This is a genomic window from Clostridium sp. KNHs214 (genome assembly GCF_000744935.1).
GTDB lineage: Bacteria > Bacillota > Clostridia > Clostridiales > Clostridiaceae > Haloimpatiens.
In genome coordinates, this window is the sequence record NZ_JQMW01000009.1 from 1175500 (window position 1) to 1196025 (window position 20526).

At 28.3% G+C, this 20526-nt stretch carries 20 protein-coding genes; 8 read left to right on the plus strand and 12 right to left on the minus strand.

Going from position 1 to position 20526, the window contains the following annotated elements; genetic code table 11:
• The first annotated feature begins 426 nt into the window (after positions 1-426).
• The 3 genes from CC89_RS08115 (at position 427) to CC89_RS08125 (ending at position 4943) form a co-directional block, all read left to right on the plus strand.
• A complete protein-coding gene (locus CC89_RS08115) occupies positions 427-1776 on the plus strand; it encodes a D-alanyl-D-alanine carboxypeptidase family protein (protein ID WP_035290968.1) in 1350 nt (449 codons plus the stop codon).
• Between the two features lie 373 nt (positions 1777-2149).
• Positions 2150-2446 (plus strand): ArsR/SmtB family transcription factor, encoded by a 297-nt coding sequence (locus CC89_RS08120; RefSeq protein ID WP_035290969.1) that lies wholly within the window; start codon positions 2150-2152, stop codon positions 2444-2446.
• 43 nt (positions 2447-2489) lie between these two features.
• Positions 2490-4943 carry a CoA-disulfide reductase gene (locus tag CC89_RS08125; RefSeq protein WP_035290970.1) on the plus strand — a complete coding sequence of 818 codons (2454 nt, stop codon included), beginning with the start codon at positions 2490-2492 and terminating at the stop codon, positions 4941-4943.
• Between the two features lie 161 nt (positions 4944-5104).
• Here CC89_RS08125 and CC89_RS08130 read toward each other — a convergent pair whose 3' ends face one another.
• The 3 genes from CC89_RS08130 to CC89_RS08140 form a co-directional block, all read right to left on the minus strand.
• Positions 5105-6001, minus strand: a complete 897-nt coding sequence (locus CC89_RS08130; protein WP_035290971.1) for a DMT family transporter — start codon at positions 5999-6001, stop codon at positions 5105-5107.
• Between the two features lie 461 nt (positions 6002-6462).
• Positions 6463-6693 (minus strand): DUF2164 domain-containing protein, encoded by a 231-nt coding sequence (locus CC89_RS08135; protein WP_035290973.1) that lies wholly within the window; start codon positions 6691-6693, stop codon positions 6463-6465.
• 36 nt (positions 6694-6729) lie between these two features.
• Positions 6730-7446, minus strand: coding sequence for a gluzincin family metallopeptidase (locus CC89_RS08140; RefSeq protein WP_035290974.1), 717 nt, complete (start codon positions 7444-7446; stop codon positions 6730-6732).
• A gap of 694 nt (positions 7447-8140) precedes the next feature.
• Here CC89_RS08140 and CC89_RS08145 point away from each other — a divergent pair.
• The 5 genes from CC89_RS08145 (at position 8141) to folK (ending at position 12336) form a co-directional block, all read left to right on the plus strand.
• Positions 8141-9277 (plus strand): ISAs1 family transposase, encoded by a 1137-nt coding sequence (locus CC89_RS08145; RefSeq protein ID WP_035290975.1) that lies wholly within the window; start codon positions 8141-8143, stop codon positions 9275-9277.
• A gap of 284 nt (positions 9278-9561) precedes the next feature.
• Entirely contained in the window at positions 9562-10116 is a 555-nt protein-coding gene (gene folE / locus CC89_RS08150; RefSeq protein WP_035291314.1) for a GTP cyclohydrolase I FolE, read from the plus strand.
• A gap of 14 nt (positions 10117-10130) precedes the next feature.
• Positions 10131-10610 carry an HD domain-containing protein gene (locus CC89_RS08155; protein ID WP_035290976.1) on the plus strand — a complete coding sequence of 160 codons (480 nt, stop codon included), beginning with the start codon at positions 10131-10133 and terminating at the stop codon, positions 10608-10610.
• A 73-nt stretch (positions 10611-10683) separates the two neighbouring features.
• Positions 10684-11496, plus strand: coding sequence for a dihydropteroate synthase (folP, locus tag CC89_RS08160; protein WP_035290978.1), 813 nt, complete (start codon positions 10684-10686; stop codon positions 11494-11496).
• Between the two features lie 21 nt (positions 11497-11517).
• Positions 11518-12336 (plus strand): 2-amino-4-hydroxy-6-hydroxymethyldihydropteridine diphosphokinase, encoded by an 819-nt coding sequence (folK, locus tag CC89_RS08165; RefSeq protein ID WP_035290980.1) that lies wholly within the window; start codon positions 11518-11520, stop codon positions 12334-12336.
• Between the two features lie 183 nt (positions 12337-12519).
• Here folK and CC89_RS08170 read toward each other — a convergent pair whose 3' ends face one another.
• The 9 genes from CC89_RS08170 to CC89_RS08205 form a co-directional block, all read right to left on the minus strand.
• Positions 12520-13416, minus strand: coding sequence for a DegV family protein (locus CC89_RS08170; RefSeq protein WP_035290982.1), 897 nt, complete (start codon positions 13414-13416; stop codon positions 12520-12522).
• Between the two features lie 68 nt (positions 13417-13484).
• Positions 13485-13892 (minus strand): GNAT family N-acetyltransferase, encoded by a 408-nt coding sequence (locus CC89_RS08175; RefSeq protein WP_035290984.1) that lies wholly within the window; start codon positions 13890-13892, stop codon positions 13485-13487.
• Positions 13893-14283: 391 nt separating this feature from the next.
• On the minus strand, positions 14284-14454 hold the full coding sequence (locus tag CC89_RS20480) for a hypothetical protein (protein WP_180964054.1): 171 nt from the start codon (positions 14452-14454) through the stop codon (positions 14284-14286).
• Between the two features lie 13 nt (positions 14455-14467).
• Positions 14468-15256, minus strand: coding sequence for a hypothetical protein (locus CC89_RS08180; protein WP_035290986.1), 789 nt, complete (start codon positions 15254-15256; stop codon positions 14468-14470).
• A gap of 245 nt (positions 15257-15501) precedes the next feature.
• Positions 15502-16068: a flavodoxin family protein gene (locus tag CC89_RS08185; RefSeq protein WP_035290988.1), complete on the minus strand. Its 567-nt coding sequence runs from the start codon at positions 16066-16068 to the stop codon at positions 15502-15504.
• Between the two features lie 214 nt (positions 16069-16282).
• Positions 16283-17443 carry a MerR family transcriptional regulator gene (locus CC89_RS08190; RefSeq protein ID WP_035290990.1) on the minus strand — a complete coding sequence of 387 codons (1161 nt, stop codon included), beginning with the start codon at positions 17441-17443 and terminating at the stop codon, positions 16283-16285.
• A 68-nt stretch (positions 17444-17511) separates the two neighbouring features.
• Positions 17512-18705, minus strand: a complete 1194-nt coding sequence (locus CC89_RS08195) for a hypothetical protein (RefSeq protein ID WP_035290992.1) — start codon at positions 18703-18705, stop codon at positions 17512-17514.
• Between the two features lie 153 nt (positions 18706-18858).
• The gene (locus CC89_RS08200; RefSeq protein WP_035290994.1) at positions 18859-19524 is read right to left on the minus strand and encodes a methyltransferase domain-containing protein; all 666 of its coding nucleotides are present in this window, start codon (positions 19522-19524) and stop codon (positions 18859-18861) included.
• A 44-nt stretch (positions 19525-19568) separates the two neighbouring features.
• Positions 19569-20465, minus strand: coding sequence for a GNAT family N-acetyltransferase (locus tag CC89_RS08205; RefSeq protein WP_035290996.1), 897 nt, complete (start codon positions 20463-20465; stop codon positions 19569-19571).
• Positions 20466-20526 lie beyond the last annotated feature (61 nt).

A 20526-nucleotide genomic window follows, 5' to 3' on the forward strand; every position in this document is an offset into this window, starting at 1 on the left:
AGTAAGAGTGAAAAAGTAAGAACTAATAGGTAAAAGTTAAGAGTTTCTTTAAAAAATTCAGCAAAGCTGAATTTTCACCACAACTATTACTTATTACCTGTTACTTACAAATTAATTATAAAAAACTCCTTGAGTTTTATCCTTAACTTTTACTTCCTACTTCTTAACTCTTACTTCTTAGATATTACCTATTACTTACCTGCAAATTTCAATTAGAGTTAGTTTCTAAAAGAGATTTATTCTTAATTTTAAATTTTATATTTTTATTTTATAACTGCGAAAGTTGAATTATTTATTCATACCCATATATAATTATAGTAAAACTATACATTTATGTTACCATAATTAACTTGTACTATATACTATAAAATGATATATTATAGAATGTAAATCTTAAATAAATTAGACTAATAGGAGCGATGGAAATTGAAACTTAAAAGATTTTCTCTAGTTTTAGTATTAACTATTTTAATCTCGTCATGCAGTAGTGTATTTGCAAAAACAAATAACCAGGTATCTCCTCCAGCCATCCACGGTTCTGCAGCAGTAACTTTGGATATGGAAACAGGAGAAATAATTTACGCTAAGGATGTTGATGGAACTAAATACTCAAAATCAAAAAATACTAAAGGAATGTATCCTGCCAGTGTTACAAAACTTATGACTGCATTAATTTTTGCAGAAAATAAAGATAAATTAGGTCTTAACACCTTAAAATACAATAAGTCGGCAGAGGAACAACCTGAATACTCATTAAAAATTAATTTTCCTACAGCTAAATTAAAAAAAGGAGATTCCATACCTGCTGAAGATGTTATGAACTCCCTTCTTTTATTCTCTGCCAATGATATGGCATATGTAATTGCTGGGAATGTGGGAAAAGCGGGAAAAAACGATGAAAATTCTAAGGAATCAGTAGATAATTTCATAAACATGATGAACAAAGAAGCTAGTAAACTTCATATGAAAAATACTCATTTTGTTACGGCTAATGGACTTCACGATGTTGAACATTATACTACACCTTACGATTTATCTCTTCTTGGCAGAGCTGCCTTAAAAAATAATTGGATTGCTAATACAATGAAATCCAAAAAGTCTAGCATGTCTATAAACGGTGTTAACATACCTCTAGAAAATAGAAATAAATTAGTAGGTGAAACTGTTAATGGTGCTGTTTGTATTGGTGGTAAGACAGGTTATACTTCTAATGCTGGAAGATGTTTGCTAGCTATTTTTGAAAAGAACGGAAGAAAAATTCTAGGTGTTGTTATGAACTCCATATATGATTCAAAAGATACTTTTGTATTCGAAGATATGAAAAAAATAATTGACTGGAGTTACAACGCAAAAAAAGTTAACTACTTAAAAAAAGATTCAATAGTAGCCACAGAAACTCTTAAATATAAACCATTAAAATTTTTTGGTCCTGAAAAATCTGTAAAGGTACCTCTTATATTAAAAGAAAATGTTAATTATTACGATAATGAAGTGAATTCAAAAGAAATCTCTAAAAAAATTGATGCAAAAGATTTATCTCTAAAAACTTTAAATGGGGATAAACCTGTCGCAAAGCTTGTTATCTCCCAAAGAGAAGCTACTAAGTCATTTAATTTATACACAAATATCTCTAAAACAGAGATATTTAAAAGTAATCTATTTTTATATTTAATTGTAGCTGCTGTGGTAATAGCTGTATTAGTACTAATAATCAGCTTAATATTTTTCATAAAAAACTTAATAAACAAAAAAAGAAGTTCTAGATACTGGAGTTAATATTGAAAAAGAGGCTTTGCCTCTTTTCTCTTTTTTTTATGTTGTTTTATGATTAAATCACAAAAGGGTACAGTATGGTGGAATTATGAAATTTCTCCTCCATGACTTGCATAAGAGCTCAGAACAATAAATTTAATTCAAGTAATTTAATGCTTTTTGTGTGATAATCATTTCATATTTTTTTAAAAACAATAGTTAATTTATTGACAATTATATTGTATTATCGTAATATATGGATATAAGGATGTTAAATAATTTATACTTTTTTACAAAAACTAATATGTAATGATATTTTGTCAATGTGATCCTAGTTAAATTTTCTTAATCTAAATACATTAATTGTTTAATTTAAATTTATTAAAGGAGAAAATTCATGAGTATATCAAAAGAAAATGAAAAAATATTAAATGAAAATGCTGAATTCTTAAAAGCCTTAGCGCATCCTGTAAGACTATGCATAGTTAGAAATCTATCAAAAAAAGGTTGCGCCAATGTAACTTGTATGCAAGATTGTCTGCAGTTGCCGCAATCTACAGTATCACAGCACCTTAATAAATTGAAATCTGCTGGCATAATAGAAGGTGAACGCAATGGCTTAGAAGTAAAATACAGAGTTTGTAATAAAAAAGCCATAACTTTAATTAAAATTCTTTTTCCAGAAGATATCTAAAAGTAAAATACATTAAAAATTTAATTTTTATGGAGGTATTCATATGAGTAAAAAAGTTTTAATTGTAGGTGGAGTAGCCGGCGGAGCTTCTACTGCTGCAAGACTTAGAAGACTAGATGAAACTGCACAAATAATAATGTTTGAAAAAGGAGAACATATATCTTTTGCTAACTGCGGATTACCTTACTATATAGGGGAAGTTATAAAAGATAGAAATAATCTTTTAGTTCAAACTCCAGAAGCTATGCATAATAGGTTTAATATAGATGTACGAATAAATAGCGAAGTTTGTAATATAGATTTTGAGAGCAAAAAAGTAAAAGTTAACAGCAAGGATAAAGGCCAATACCAGGAGTCTTTTGATTATTTAGTATTAGCTCCTGGAGCTAAACCAATTAAGCCACCTATACCTGGAATAGAGAGTAATAAAATATTCACTTTAAGAAATGTACATGATACAGATGAAATAAAATCCTTTGTAGATAACTCTAACTGTACAAATGCAGTGGTTGTTGGTGGCGGATATATAGGTATAGAAATGGCGGAAAACTTAACTCATAGAAATATAAATGTAACTTTAGTAGAAGCCGCACCTCACATATTGGCTCCATTTGATTCAGATATGGTTACCATTGCTGAAAAAGAATTAGAAGATAACGGAGTAAATTTAATACTTGGTGATGGAGTAAAAGCTTTTATTGAAGATGTAAATGGTATAACCGTATCTTTAAATAGCGGTGCTCAAGTAAAAGCAGATATAGTAATATCCGCTATTGGAGTTACTCCTGACACAAGTTTCTTAAAAAACACCCATATAGAAATGGGTTCTAAAGGTCATATTATAGTAAATGAAAATCTTCGAACTAATATAGACAATGTATATGCCCTTGGAGATGCAGTAGAAATTGTAGACTTTATAAATGGAAGCAAAACAGCCATTCCTCTAGCTGGACCTGCAAATAAACAAGGTAGAATTGTAGCTGATAATATATCAGGTATTAAAAGTACCTATAAAGGCACTCAAGGTACCTCAATTATAAAAGTATTTGACCTAACTTGTGCTGGCACTGGAAATAATGAAAGAATATTAAACTCTAAAAATATAGATTATAAAGTTATATATGCTCTTCCTCAATCTCATGCCTCCTACTATCCTGGAGCTAGTCCTATAACTATTAAATTAATATTCAATGATGAAGCAAAAATATTAGGTGCTCAGGCTATAGGCTATGAAGGTGTTGATAAAAGAATTGATGACATAGCTACTGTTATAAGATTAAATGGAACTGTAGAAGATTTAACTCAATTAGAATTATCTTACGCGCCACCTTATTCTTCTGCAAAAGACCCAGTTAATATAGCTGCATATATAGCAGAAAATGTACTAACTGGGAAATCTGAAGTAATCCTTCCAAGAGATGTAGATGGCTTTAACAAAGAAACTACCATAATATTGGACGTAAGAACTGCTATAGAAAGAGAAAATGGATATATCAAAAACTCAATGCACATTCCTGTAGATGAACTTAGAAATAAACTAGAAGGGCTGCCTAAAGATAAAGAAATTTGGGTTTTCTGCCAAATTGGTTTAAGAGGATATATTGCCGAAAGAATACTAAAAGCCAATGGATTTAAAGCTAAAAATATAACTGGAGGATATAAAGTTTACTCTTTAGGTAAATTTAAACCTTCCAAAATAAATAGAGAAGAAAAAAATCTTTCTGAAGAAGAAACCCCTTCTGATATTGTAACAAATGTAGATGCTTGTGGTCTTTGTTGCCCAGGACCTTTGATGAAAGTTAAGGAATCTATTGATGCCATAAGAGAAGGCTCTACATTAAAAGTAACTGCTTCAGATCCTGGTTTTTATGAGGACATAAAAGCTTGGTGCAAAAGAACAGATAATAATCTTTTAGATCTTGAAAAATCAAAAGGAATAATAACTGCTACAATTAAAAAAAATGTAGAAAAAATATCTGTAAACACTCCTGAAGCTACTGCAGATAAATGTGACAAAATATCCTCAAAAGATAATAAAACCATGGTAGTTTTCAGCGGTGATTTAGATAAAGCTATAGCTTCATTTATAATAGCTAATGGTGCTGCTTCTATGGGTAAAAAAGTCACCATGTTCTTCACCTTCTGGGGAATAAATATCCTAAGAAAAGATGAAAAAGTAAATGTTAATAAAAATTTTATTGAAAAAATGTTTGGAAATATGATGCCTAGAGGAAGTAAAAGGCTAAAACTTTCTAATATGAATATGGCAGGTATGGGATCTAAAATGATAAGAAACATAATGAAAAAGCACAATGTTTCTTCCCTAGAAGAACTTATACAATCTGCTATAAAAAATGGTGTAGAAATAGTTGCATGTCAAATGTCTATGGATCTTTTAGGTTTAAGAAAAGAAGAACTTATAGATGATGTTAAAATAGGTGGAGTTGGATATTACCTGGGAGAAGCGGAAGATTCTAATGTAAATCTATTTATATAGTTACTAAAATACTCCGACACTATAAAATTAGTTTAAAAAGAAGCCACTGGTTAAAAATCTCCAGTGGCTTTTATATAAAAATGCTAAAGTATCTCAAATCACGTATTTGTTTTTCGTTCGTATACAGTTTATCAAATATGTTGCTAAATTACAACACGTTATTATAAACTTTTTATTTTTTTAACAATTATTTTCTCCCCAAAGCTTACTAAAAACACTCCTAAAATTATCACTATGCATCCTATTACCTGCCATTTTGTAACTGCTTCTTTTAATAAGATACTTGCAGATATTAAACTAACTATAGGTTGCAGATTAATGTATGTACTTATAATTGTAGCACCTAAATTTTTAAGACAATATATGTATAAAATACTTCCTATACAAGAGCATATTAAAGATAGAAATATTATATTTAATATTACTGTAGAAGAAGGTATTGTAACTTTTGAAAAAAACAATGAAGGACTTAAAAATAAACATCCCCAAAATGCTTGATAAGTAGAAATAGTTGCACTACTATAATTTCCTTTGAATTTACTCGAAAATACGTTATATATAACCCACGATACAACTGCTCCCAATACCATAATATCCCCTAAACTTCCTTTAGAAAATAAGTTAACCCTATCTTTAGACGCCACCACAATTATAATCCCAAATAAACTTAAAATTACTCCTAGTACTTTTGAAATTGTCATTTTCTCCTTATAAATTACTCCTTGCACTAAAAGAGTAAATACAGGTATGGTAGATATAAGTATAGCTACATTAGATGCGGATGTAAAATAAACGGAGTAGTTCTCAAAAAAGAAGTAGAGAGTTATTCCAAACAACCCACCCATAGCTAATCTAAACCTGTCCTCTTTCAAAACTTTTTCATGGGAATATTTAACTTTATAGACTATAGCTAAAAATATAAATGCAATAAGGAATCTGTAAAAAGCAGATAAGGTAGGTTCAATCTCCCCTACTATTACCTTTATACTTAAGTACGAAAGCCCCCATATTATCATAAGTACAATAGCTAAAATATGCGCCAAAACTTTTTTATTCATTTTTCTCTCCCCCATAATATCATTGTGATTCAATATAATAACTAACTCAACTTTCGTATATGAATTTTAAGCTATACATTAGATGACTAGGAATATATAAGCATAAATTTAAAATTATAATTCCACAACTACAAAATTTGAATTCTTAATATATATACCATTATAAATGGAAATCACAGTATACACAATGTAATAAAATCTCTTCTTTGTATATACGTTATAAAAACTAGGTGTAAAATAATTAACACCTAGTTTTATTTCATATTTTATTTATATCTTTTTATTATTCATTTAATTGCCCTTTTGCACTTCTAATTATAAATATAATGTATAACTTAGCAACTGTACCCATTATTTCCAATATAAACTTAATATTTCTAAACCACATAGGTAAATTTAAAGAATAGGGAATGCCAAACAAATAAATCGCAATTCCCCCCCTGTACCATATGCATTATATTTTAATATTTTTGAATCTCCAGTAAATCATCAATTCTATCATTCATATATTTATACGAATCGTAAACCCCTTGATTATAAAACTCCATTGATAGTTCTTCTATAAAAAAATCTAAAATTAATCCTGCTGCTAGATCCCCCAGTTCCTCATCTCTTTCATTAAAGAAATATTCTTTAATTGAAGAAATCATTTTCTCCCTTTTCTCTTTACTTAATTTAATATTATTACTCATACCTTATCTTCTCCCTTTTGTATCCAGCGTATCTCACTACATAAGCTCTTTTTCTATTGCCTCTATGACTTTTTCATTAATTTTCATATGACTTATATAATCTATAAATTCTTTTTCAATATCCCCTAAATTTATACCGTAAAATTTATTAAAAGGTCCAAAAGCATCTTCTTCTAAGTTCTTATAAAGTTTTTTAAATCTTTCTATTCCATAGGTGTTTATTAAATACTGAATAAATGCCCCTGCCAGAGGATATGTAAATTCACAGGAATACTCAAAAAAATTATTATCGTCCATCATGTGGCAAATATCTGGAAGTTTATTATTATCTATATAGTACTTTACCCAAGCTTCATTCCATATACCCCACCACATTTTATCAAAATACATGGCTAATCCCTCTCTGATAAAAGCTTGCTTTGGTCTTGCTATTGTATATGATATTATATGTGCATCCTCATGACACCCTATGCACTTAATATTTTCATTATAAACAGCATAAATTTCATTAGGCATTCTAGCGAAACCATTGCAAGGGTCATTATCTCCATATAATTCCCCTACCTCTTCTCTTGAAGCACATAAAAAATAATTTATTTTTTTATCCAATTTTATACCTAAAACTTTAGTAATATATTTATTACAGCTTTCTTGGGTATTAATTATATTTTCTATATTCCTCTCTGCAACCGACTCCTTATTGTAGTGAAAAATATAATTTTCTGTTTCTCTTGTAATCCAATTCTTTTCCATATTATCCCCTCCATATTATTAAACAGTAAAATTCATTATTATCTCTCCTCATAGCTACCTTTATGTACAAATTTCATAAGGTACATGAAAATAAATAACAAGTCAAAGATGCTGGTATATTTTGTGTCAGACAAGGAAACAAGTTCCGCCGCTAGTAGAAAGAACTATCGGTGGGTTCTGCTGACGCAGTATGACGCAAAATAGACTAGCATACTGACTTGTTATTTATTTGAATGTGCCTAAAATTATGAGCATATTACATTAACCAATTACAGAATAAAATTAAAATGCCTTGAGGTAACAAAATTTTGCTACTTCAAGGCATGGAATTCCCATCAAAATACAATTTTATAATCATGGCGCATTACTAATACTGTATAATATTACTTTTTATCAACTATTATAATGCCTATTTGGAGTAGCATATATATAATTTTTATAATTAAAAATACTATATATATTAAACATTCAAGCCACCCCTTTCCAAAATTATATAATTAAGTATATCATTGTTTTTAAATGAATTCAATAAAAATAATACATTTAGAATTAAGTTTTCTAGCTAATATACATTTAATAGAGACAGGGCAAACGCATATGATTTTTTTTGCTCTAGCCCTTTTATTTTGGTGAAATAATGCTTATAATTTAAATTGTACAAAAGATAGAAAGGAAGATTATTATTAAACCAAACATGTTTGATATTGAAAGTATAATATTTGATGCATTTAATGAGGTGGAAGACCCACGAGGCGATAACAAGAGACATAAATTTATAGATATAATTGGTATAGCACTATGTGCTGTAACCAGTGGAATGGAATCTTATAATGAAATTGAAGAATTTGGAGAGTCAAGTGAAGAGTGGCTAAAGCAATATTTTGAGTTACCTAATGGAATTCCTTCACATGATACATTCAATAGGGTATTTTCCCAAATAAATCCTAAACAATTTCAAAAATGTTTTAATGAATTAATGAAGAATTTAGCTGAATTAGTAAATGGAGAAGTAGTATCTATAGATGGTAAAGCAGTGAGAGGATCATCTTGTAATAGTTCAAATCAAAAATCAATTCATATGGTTAGTGCTTGGGTAAATCAGAATCAGGTAGTTTTAGGGCAAATCAAAACAGATGGTAAATCAAATGAAATCACAGCAATTCCTAAATTAATTGAACTATTAGAATTAAAAGATACTATTGTTATAATTGATGCTATGGGAACTCAAAAGAAAATAGCAGAAGTTATTATAGAAAAAGAGGCTGACTATGTGTTGGCATTAAAAGAAAATCAGAAAACTCTTCATGACAATGTTGAATTATTTTTTGACTCTATATTGAGAGATAAAAATACAGATATAAAAGTACAAACCCTTACTACTCATGATAAAGATCATGGGAGAATTGAAACACGAAAATATTTTTTAGTTAATGAAATTTCATGGCTAGATAATAAAGAAGACTGGAGAAACATTCAATCTATAGGTATGGTTGAAAGAAAACGAATTGTAGGAGATAAAGAAACTTTTGAGCCAAGCTACTATATAACAAGTTTAGAGTCTATAGAGTTATTCTCAAATGCAGTTAGGCAACATTGGGGTATAGAAAATAAGCTCCATTGGGTTTTAGACGTATCTTTTAATGAAGATAAATGTAGAGCTAGAAAAGATAATTCAGCTAAAAATTTGGCTGTCTTACGACATTTAGCCTTAAATCTACTTAGACAAGAAAAAACTTTAAAGAAAAGTTTAAATATAAAAAAAGTTAAATGTGCATTAGATAAAAAATATCTAGAAAAAGTTATTTTCGACCCTCTACGAGGTAAAGAATAAAGAATATTAAAATGCCACCAGGGAAAGTCTATGAATAGTTTTTTTCAATATTCACTTTATTTATAGTAGCTCATTTATTTTACATATTTTATAAAAACGCATCTTTATATTGAAAGAAATACAATATAAAGATGCGTTTGCCCTGTTAATAGAGATAATAACCCTAGTATTAAAATGTGAAACGTTATATAATATGATAGAATAAATTGAAATAATTTGAATTTTGGATTTATTTCTTAAATTTTAATTTAATATATACCATTTATGGAAGGAGATTCAAAATGATGGATCAAGAGAAAATAAGAAATGCAATCAGTATGATAATTGAAGCTATAGGTGAAGATCCTAATAGAGAAGGACTTATAGAAACACCTGATAGAATAGCTAGAATGTACAGTGAAATATTCTCTGGCCTTATAGAGACACCTGAAAAACATTTAAGCAAAGTATTTAAAGTAAAAAATGACGATATTGTTATAGAAAAAGATATCCAATTCTATTCCATGTGTGAACACCATTTTCTTCCCTTCTTTGGTAAGGCTCATATAGCCTATATTCCAGATGGCAAAGTAGTAGGACTTAGCAAGCTTGCTAGAACAGTTGAAGTTTTCGCTAAAAGACCTCAGCTTCAAGAAAGATTGACATCCCAAATAGCAGATTCTTTAATGGAACATTTGAATTGTAAGGGTTCTATGGTAGTAATAGAAGCTGAACATTTATGCATGAGCATGAGAGGCGTTAAAAAATGGGGTTCTAAAACAACTACCTTGGTTACTAGAGGAATTTTTAAAGATGACTCTTTTCTGCAACAACAAGTTTTAAATATGATTAGTCTGTAGAAGGTATATGAATTATGAATAGAATAAATAAAATTATAAATAATGGAAAATACATAGAATATATAGACAAGATTAATGAATTAGAAATAAATAGAGAGTTGTGTCATCATGATATGCAGCATTTTATGGATGTCTCTCGCATTATGTACATAATTAACCTTGAAAATAAATTTTCTTTTGATAAAGAAATAATTTATGCCTGTGGTTTGCTCCATGATATCGGAAGATGGCAACAATACGAATCTAATATACCACATGAAATTGCTTCTGCAAATTTATCACAAGAAATTTTAAAACACTGTTATTTTAATGAAAAAGAGATAGAAGAAATTTTAGAAGCTATTAAAAATCATAGAAATAAAGAAAATGAAAAGAATTCCTTAAGTGAACTTCTTTATAGAAGTGATAAATTATCTAGAGCGTGCTTCAAGTGTTCTGCACAAAAACAATGTAATTGGTCAGATGAAAAGAAAAATTTAAATATAAAATATTAAAATTAATTTATATAATTTTAAAAATCTATTAAGCTAATATTGAAAAATAGCTTAATTACTGGGGGTAGAATTTATGGAAATAGGAAATAAAATTTTTGAATTAGGAAAACAAACTTATATAATGGGTATATTAAATGTAACTCCTGATTCTTTCTCTGATGGTGGCAATTTTAATAATGTGGAAAAAGCTATTAAACACGCTAAAGAAATGATAAAAGATGGCGCTCACATTATAGACATAGGTGGAGAGTCTACAAGGCCAAACCACACTCCTGTAAGCGAAGAAGAAGAAATTCATAGAGTAATTCCTATAATTGAGGCACTATCTAAGGAAATAGATATACCTATATCTATAGATACATATAAAAGCAAAGTAGCTGAACTTGCTATTAAAGCAGGTGCTTCTCTTATAAATGACGTTTGGGGATTTAAAGAAGATAAAAATATGGCTAAGGTAGCTGCCAAATACAATGTAGCTTGTTGCTTAATGCATAATAGAAATAACAAAAACTACAATAACTTTATTGAAGATGTCTTAAATGATCTAAGAGAAAGTGTAAATATAGCTTTAAATGCAGGTGTTAAGAAAGAAAATATAATATTAGACCCTGGTTTCGGTTTTGCCAAAACTCCAGAACACAATCTACAAATCATGAATGAACTTGAAAAACTGCAGACTCTCGGCTACCCTATACTTTTAGGAACCTCAAGAAAATCCACTATAGGTTTAGTGTTAGATTTACCCGTAAATGAAAGAGTTGAAGGAACCATTGCAACAACAGTTATAGGTATAATGAAGGGTTGTAGTTTTATAAGAGTTCATGATGTTAAAGAAAACTCAAGAGCAGCTATTATGACAGATGCAATTATTAAATGCAGTAAATAATATTTTAGAAGTGGTGATAATATGGACAAAATTTATATTGAAGATTTAGAAGTATTCTCTAATCATGGGGTATATCCAGAAGAAAAAAAACTAGGTCAAAAATTTCTAATTTCAGCGGAAATATCTTTAAATTTACAAGAAGCTGGTTTAAATGATGATTTAAACCAAACTATAAATTATGGACTTTTGTGCAATGAAATTGAGGATATATTAAAAAAGAATACTTTCAATTTAATAGAAAAGGCCGCCGAAGAAGTGACTGGGCATATTCTTTTAAAATATTCTACTATTCATAGAATCAAATTAAAAATAAAAAAACCCTGGGCTCCTATAGGAAAGCCTATTAAATATGTTGCAGTAGAAGTGGATAGATGTAAGCATATATCCTATATTGGTCTTGGTTCAAATATGGGAGATAAAAATAAGAATTTAAATGATGCTATAAATATGATAAATAATTCTCCTTTTACAAAAGTAATTAAAACTTCAAATTTTTACACTACCAAGCCTTATGGATATCTAGAACAGGATGACTTTTTAAACTGTGCTATTTCTGTGGAAACCCTTCTTACACCAGAAAAGCTTATGAAAGTCCTACTAAGCATTGAAAGGGAATTAAAAAGAGAGCGTGTAATAAAATGGGGACCTAGAACTATTGATTTAGACATTTTATTATATGACAACTTAATTTGTTCAAGAGAAGAAATTATAATTCCTCATCCTTTAATGCAGGATAGGATGTTTGTATTAGAACCCCTAAATGAAATAGCTCCTTATGCACTTCATCCACTACTTAACAAAAGAATTTTTGAACTTAAAAAGTCTTTAGAAAATAAATAGAACTTATAGCATAAAAAGCAAGTGGATTTATATTAACTATACTCCATTTGCTTTCTCATTTAATAAGTATCAAATATTTTTTATCTTCTGAAGAACTTTATTAAGAAGATAACTTATTACCAATAAAAATTAGAAGATTCATCTAGCTTTAAATTAAATCTTATTTATACATAATTTTTTATGCTATATATCTATATCAATAACATGATTTTGTCTATGTTTTCCTATGAAAAATACTGCGAGAGCTCCTGGTCCACCAAAGGTACCAACTACTGGTCCTATGTGATTTATAATAACTTCTTTAACTTTAAATTCTTTTAAAATAAGTTCCTTTAGCCTTTCAGCTTCAGACTGAGCATCACCATGACAAATAGTTATAATCTGTTCTTCTGAATTTTCCAGCTTATTGTGAACAAACTCCGCTAGTTTCCCAATGGCATTTTTTCTTCCCTTTACCTTTATAACCGGAATAACCCTTCCTTCATTATTTAATGTAAGCACAGGTTTAATATGAAGCACAGTGCCAAAGAGTGCTGCTGCTGAAGAAATTCTACCCCCTCTTTTTAAATGGTTTAAATCATTAACAGTTATGTAAGTATTTAAATTCATTTTATTCTCTTCTAAATAGTTAACAATTTTTTCAAAGCTATCTCCTTTTTTCCTCATCTCCATAGCTTTTATAACCATAAGACCTTGCCCTAAAGATGCGGTTAACACATCTATAATAGCAATTTTAGCATCCTTATATTCATCCTCTAACATTTCCTTTGCTATATTAGAACTATTGTGGGTGCCACTAAGTCCTGAAGATACACCCACATATATTATATCTTTACCTTCCCTTAATATCTCTTCAAAAACTTTATAAAAAGCATCTGGATTTGCCTGTGAAGTTTGAGGAATTTCACCACTTTTCATTCCCTGATAAAATTCTTTGTAATTTAGACTTGCACCAAAATCATCTAGGTATTCCCTTCCTTTAAATCTATAGGTTAATGGCACATATGGTATATTATTATTCTTTATATATTCTTCTGGTAAATCACAACAGGAATCAGTAACAATAACAAAATCTCTCATATACTTTTAGTGAAACAGTGTATTTTAAATACACAATCCACTAAATATTCACTTCCTTTCTATTTATACTACTTTCCATTTTGCCTTCTTTTCATGCCACACGAATTTGGAGATACGTAATCAAAACCAAATTGATAATATAGTTTATCTGCAGGTTTATTAGCGATCAAACATACATATGCATGTTCATCTGTATGTTTATCTAAGTAAGAATCGATTTCTCCCATAATTACTTTTCCCAAACCATTGCGTTGGTAATCTGGATCTACCATAACATCTGAAATAATATAAGTTATGCCTTTATCACCAACAATTCTTCCAAAACCAATTAATTTACACTCATCCCATAAAGAAACAATAAACAATAAGTTTTTTAAAGCAATATCTGTTTTTGATAAATCCTTAATTCCCATTCCAGTTCTTAGCCTCAAAGAAATATATTCCTCTACTGATGGAGAATTATATCTTATATCCATATCATTTAACCCTCCGAATATATGAAAATTTTTTATTACAAATTTAAATGCTAAATTTGAATGCTTTTATATGCTTTAAAAATTATTATTTATATCTACTATATCATTTTTTGAAACATTTTAAAATTATTTGTCGAAATGTTTCAAAATAAATTTATTCATGACAAAATAAAACACTGCCATTAAATACAATGACAGTGTCTATTTAGTTATTTTATTTAGTTTCCTTTTCTAAAATCCACTTAGGTACATGAAAATAAATAACAAGTCAAAGATGCTGGTATATTTTGTGTCAGACAAGAAAGAATGCTTATTAATCTAAAAAAGCTAGTAAAGGTTATTTACACCTAAACTAGCTTTTTAAAACTAATTATTTAACTACTAAAATATACTATTTTGAACAAGCAACCTTTTCATCAATAAGTTTCTCATCAACTTTATACATTTGGGTATTTTTATGGACAGGTGCTAAACGAAAAGCTATATTACCTAAGCACGCCATATAATTCTTTCTTGATTGTGAACTAATCCTTTTATTTGCTCTTTTTACCAATACTTTCATTTCAACTACTCCTTTATTTAAACAAGTCAGGAATATAATCATATATAAATTGACAATAATTTGTTACGAAAATTTTCCATACATCTTTATTTGCTTTTGTTATAGGAATTTTTTCATTGCTATCAAATTCCACAATAGCAATAATATCATCATTAGAGTTAAATATAGGTGAACATAGGGAAAATTCTAAATCACAAATTTTATTCTTTTGATACTGTGTCAAATTATAATTAGTTTTACTTTTATGCTTTAAATTCTCATCATAGATAATAGATTTATTTTTATAGCATTGACCTACTAACCCTTGAGCATTAGGGTATACTTCAAATTTCAAGTCATTCATATCATTTGATTCTGACAAATATTCAATATTCTTTAAAACAAATATCTTTTTAATATCTGTTTTAAACAATTTTGCAAAAAATGATTTTATAATATAACATCTATCATTATATGGTACAAAAATCCTTATATTCATATCTAAATAATCTAACTCCAACTGAGAACATAAAGCCTTTATAAAAATATCTTTATTTGATTTAATAAGCAAATCTCTTTGTTTTCTAACTTTTATATTTTCTATCTTTTCATAAGCTAAATTAATGCTAAGCAATATAGCAGATAGAATTATACTTAATATAAGAAGAACATTTTTCATTAATACTATATTAACACTTGACCCTATAATGTTACTTTTCTGTAAATCATCTAAGCAGCTATCAGACGTTGCTAAAAATTGTAATATAGAAGGAATTAATGAAAAACCAATTACTTGAATAATTACTCTGGTCCTTTCTTTCATAATTATAACTCCCATTCAATATTATATTATTATAAAATCATAAAAATGTTCATTTAATTTGAAAATACACTATGTCGTAATCATTCTATCAATTTACATTTTTTCCTTCTATTCCTTACCTTCTTTTAATTTATATTTTGTCCTTAACTCGTAAAATCATAACAAAAGAGATACATTAAGATATGATTTTAATGGGTAATCATTAATTTGTATTTATGAATTTATATTACGATTTTACTGATTTCTTAATTTTTCAATATCCGTTGAGCAAAATTGTCCAATTTATGCACCACTTCCAAGGAATCCACTAAATCTCCATTTATAGATTTTTTATTATATTCTCTTGAAGATAATATTATTGTCTCAGGATAAAAATTGCGATTTACAAAACTATATAGTCCTTCGTGAGCTGCCATATCACCACCAGATGTAAGATTTCCTATTATAATAAAATTAATTTTACTAAGAAAGTCCTTTTCATACTTATGATTATCCTTAAAGACTCCTTGAGTTCTTTCCCAAAATTTAAAATATGCTGAGGACAAATTACCACAATAGGTAGGTATCGCAAAAATTATTTTATCTGCATTAAAGCATTTTTCATATACTTTTAATGTATCATCTTTTATCAAGCAGCCATTACCATAAAAACAATCATAATTGCACAATCCACAGCCTTGAATGTTAAAATCAAATATATTTATAAGTTCAACAGTATGTCCAACTATTTTAAATTTATCTAAACAATATTGTGCACATCTTGTACAATTTCCGTTTTTTCTAGAACTAAATGTAATTGCTAAAATATTCAACTTTCCATCTCCCCTATATATAAACATTCCCTATATATTTTGGCATTTATAGCATAATATAACAATAATAATTATAAACTCACAAATTAGTCATTAATATTTGTTATTATATCAGAAATTGAACTTTGGACACATTCAAATAAATAACAAGTCAGTATGCTAGTATATTTGACCTGTTATTTATTTGAATGTACCTTATATTTTTTAATATTAATTATTTCTTTACTTTAAATATTCCAGCTTTTGTAGTTATTGAAATACTTCCATTACTCTTAATATAATCCTCTATATATTTTTTAAATTCTCGCTTTGTATTACCTACAAGTAAAGAGCTACCCTTTATAGTAGAAGCTTTATACTGAACAACTGGTTCAGCTCTATCTACTATAATTTTTCCTTGTAAAATTTTCATATTAATTCGTCTAAAATATTTCTTTAATAAAGGCTTTCCATTTTCCAAATCAAATCTATAACACATGCCATTATCATGAAGTCCTAGTTTAGGATCAAATTTTTCTACAAGTTCATTTAACTCTTTCATAGCTTCACAAGAATTAGTACTTATATAGCAAGTACCATCCTTTTTCAAAACCCTTTTTATTTCTGATAATGCCTTATCTATATCTGGAACCAGATATAACATATGTCTTGCTATTATCACATCAAAGCTTTCATCTTCATAAGGAATATCTTGTGCATCAATCTGCCTATATATAAAATTATGATTTACTTCATGTAGTTTTTCTTTTGTATTTTTAAGCATTCCTTTTGAAAAATCAGATAGAGTAATATCTAAATTAGAATTTATATTATGTCTATTCTTATACCACAAGTTGCCTGTTCCACAGCCTAATTCTAATACCTTTCCCCTACTTGGAAGACTTATCTCATTAAAGAACCATCTATCCCAACCCGTCTTATTTGTATTGTAACTGTGAAGATTGAATCTTAAATTAAGTTTTTCATCTGTTATATACTGTTCTTTTACTTTTACTTCCATATTAGTTATCTTGATAATATCAATAAGTTCTTGCGTCCCCAAAAATCCTTCTTTCCTTATTTGATTTTCGGCCTTATTAAAAACAGTTATAACCTCTTCTATGTGCCTTTTCTTTTCTTCCAAGGCCTTTTTTTGAATGCTAATTATCTTTTCTAAGTTTTCTTCTTTTTCGCTTAAAATTTCTTTTATTTCATTTAAAGATAAGCCTATGAATTTTAAAGTAATTATCTGTTGTAGTCTTAAGAAATCTTCTTCATTATAAATTCTATATCCTGAATCTAATTTTTGGGACGGTTTTAACAATCCAATTTTATCATAATGAAGCAATGTTTTTACAGTTACTCCTGCTTTACTAGCAAACTCACTGATTTTCAAGATTTACCACCTCCTAAAGATAACTTTAACCCCCCCTGTTAGGTTAGAGTCAACTCATCGGCTCATATTTAAATCTCAGTAGAAAAACTTCTTAAGTATCTCCCTTCTCCATCTCTGTACTCTGGTAACTCTACAAATCCTTTTTTAACTAAATATTCATTGGTAAATCCAAAGACTTGATGCCATAATTCAATGGCTATTTCCTTTATACTGACTTTATGTTTTATTGGGGTTAAACCTTTGGCATCTTCTTCAAACCTCTCAAATGTTTCTTTAACTAAACCACCTATTTTTTTAAGAATAATATCTGATACATCATTGATAACTTTTCTATCCTGACTTTCAAATATAGGAACATTACAGGATATTGAACTGTTTTGCTCATTAACAATCAAATAACCAAGTTCACTGAGGAAATTCACCAAATTTATTTCTATATGAGATAATTCATTATAATTTATTTCGCCTTTAAAACTTTTCCATACTAACTCACCGCATTTCTCTGCAATTTCTTTATTGTTATCATCAATAATTCTTATATAAGCTAGATTCAAATCTTTAAAGGGTGTGGCACTTTCAAGTATCTTTTGTACTCTTCTAAAAAATCTAAACATATCCTTTCTGGTACCTTCTGAATCTCCAAAACTATTAAAAACAAAACTTTTACTTCCATAATTATTACTACTACATAATATACCGTTACTATGTTCCTCTGTAGCCATAGAATCTTCATAACCAACAATAATATAATCCCTATTTCCAGGTTGCATTTTAGATGCGCGAAAAATATCTTTTTCTGTAAAAAATTCAAAAGCAGTTCCATCAAAGATATCATCGCAAATTATGTGATATAGTAATCTTTCTTTACTAAAATTACTATAGCTTGTTAATTTAGATATTTTTTCATAAATTAGCCCACTACTTTCAATAATTTCATTTCCAATAACTTCACCTATATTCATAAAATACTTATCTAATAAAGGCATGTCATTTTCTAAAAATACTGGAAAATTTATTTTATACTTATCACCTTTTATATCTATAGCATTTATTTTATCTAGACTCCCAATTATTTCATTAAATTCATCGCTATGAATTTTTAATTCTTTAATTATTTCGCTCTTAGATATTGAAAAAGGCTCATTGTACGCGATTAAATACAAAATTTCAGAAGCGAAATTTCTATTACATACATATGCGGGATTGTATTCATCATATATCCCTGGATCTCCAAAAAAATATAAATTTATTTTCTTATTCATTTATTTTTCCTCCAATTTTAAAACACCTATTATAATTTATGTTCTTTATGGTGTAAGGCAGCTTTTTTAAATAGTATTCATAACAGGTTGTCACAGTACTTTTTTTAAATTCTCATTTTTTGCATTGACAGTAAGCATTGCTTCTCGCATACCTTATAATTTTTTAAACCCTCTTATAAAATATCCGCTTTTATACCATTCTAAGCATTCTAAATCTACCTGCCAATTTTTCGCTGTAAGCTCTTTTACTATCTGTTCAGGAAACAACTTATTTTTCATTCTTTTATTATCAGAAATATACCATCCCATTTGTTTAATTCCTTTTGATACAATTTTATTTATATCATTAAAGTACTTTTCTGTATCACAGATAAACATGAAAACATCTCTGCTTACTATATAATCTACTTGTCCTTCTTTAAAATATTCGCCTAGTCCACTAATATCCATATGTAAAAACGTTATTTTATCTCCACCATTTAATTCATCTATATATTTCTTACATCCCATATCATTGTCAATAGCATATATTTTTGTAACCTTTTCATTATTAAGTAAAAGCTTACTTAATAGTCCTCCACCACATCCTAAATCTATAACTGTTCCTTTAACGTCTTCAAAATATGAAAAGATTTTTTTATTATAAAATTTTTCAGCTTTATTTTTATCTACCTCTATTGTTTTACCACAATTCTTACACTGAATCTTTATGCTAAAATCCACTTCATCCCAAGGATGAAACTTATTTTGCAATATATAGCACTCACTGCCGCAGCTACAATAGTCTCCCCAAATTACATAATCATGTTCCTTAAACAATTATTTTTACCTCCACTTCCCTAACTTATTAACAATTTCTCTTGCTAGATATTATCAGATGCTCTTTTTACCATATATGCAGTTTCTCCTAAACCTGTGAATCCCATTTCCTTATAGAAAAGTTGTGCATCATTATTTGTGTCTACACATAATCTTACAGCTTCATACTCATAATTAGCTAAATTTAATAATCTCATAATCATTTTCCTAGCTAGTCCATTTCTTTGAAAATGGGGATGTACTACTAAATCAAGTATATATGGAAATCCATTAATAAGCCCCACTGTACATGCAGAAACAAGCTTATTATCAGCCTTATGATATATAAGTGACGACCACCTTTTGGGAACATTCATAGCTTTAACATGATTAAAGAATATATCCACACTATTCATCTGAAACTGGTAGCTTTGAGCTGCTATAAGTGGCACATTACTTTTACTATAGGTATCATAATATAACTGAGTCATTTCTTTTTTATGTTTAGTTTCCGGTATACTATAGCTAAACTCATCACCAAAATCTACATTATATTTTCCTGTAGGACATATCATTAATTTTTCTCCTCTTTCCTTTAAAAATCCATGACTTTTATAAAGATTAACTAATGATAAATCTACATTAGGTACTACAATTTCCTTATTCATATCCGATATTTTTTGTGTATGATATATTAAAGCTCTACTTAACTCTTCTTTATCTTCAAAAGGTTCTATGGTAAAAACGCATTTAAGCATATTCGGCTTTATAAGCGCACCACCTATTTTTCTATTATTTTTAACTACCCAGTATGCAAAGTCTGATTTAATATATCGTTCTATTTCTCCCTTAAACGTTAAAGGCATCCACTCATTTAATTGACTTAATCTATATATAGCATGATATGTTGCCCATTGTCTTATATCTGCTTTTATAATTTTGTACTCACTAAAATTATACATAATTTTTTTCCTCACTTTCGCATTTATGCACTAAACTTGTTTTTCTTTTTTAAAATATTCT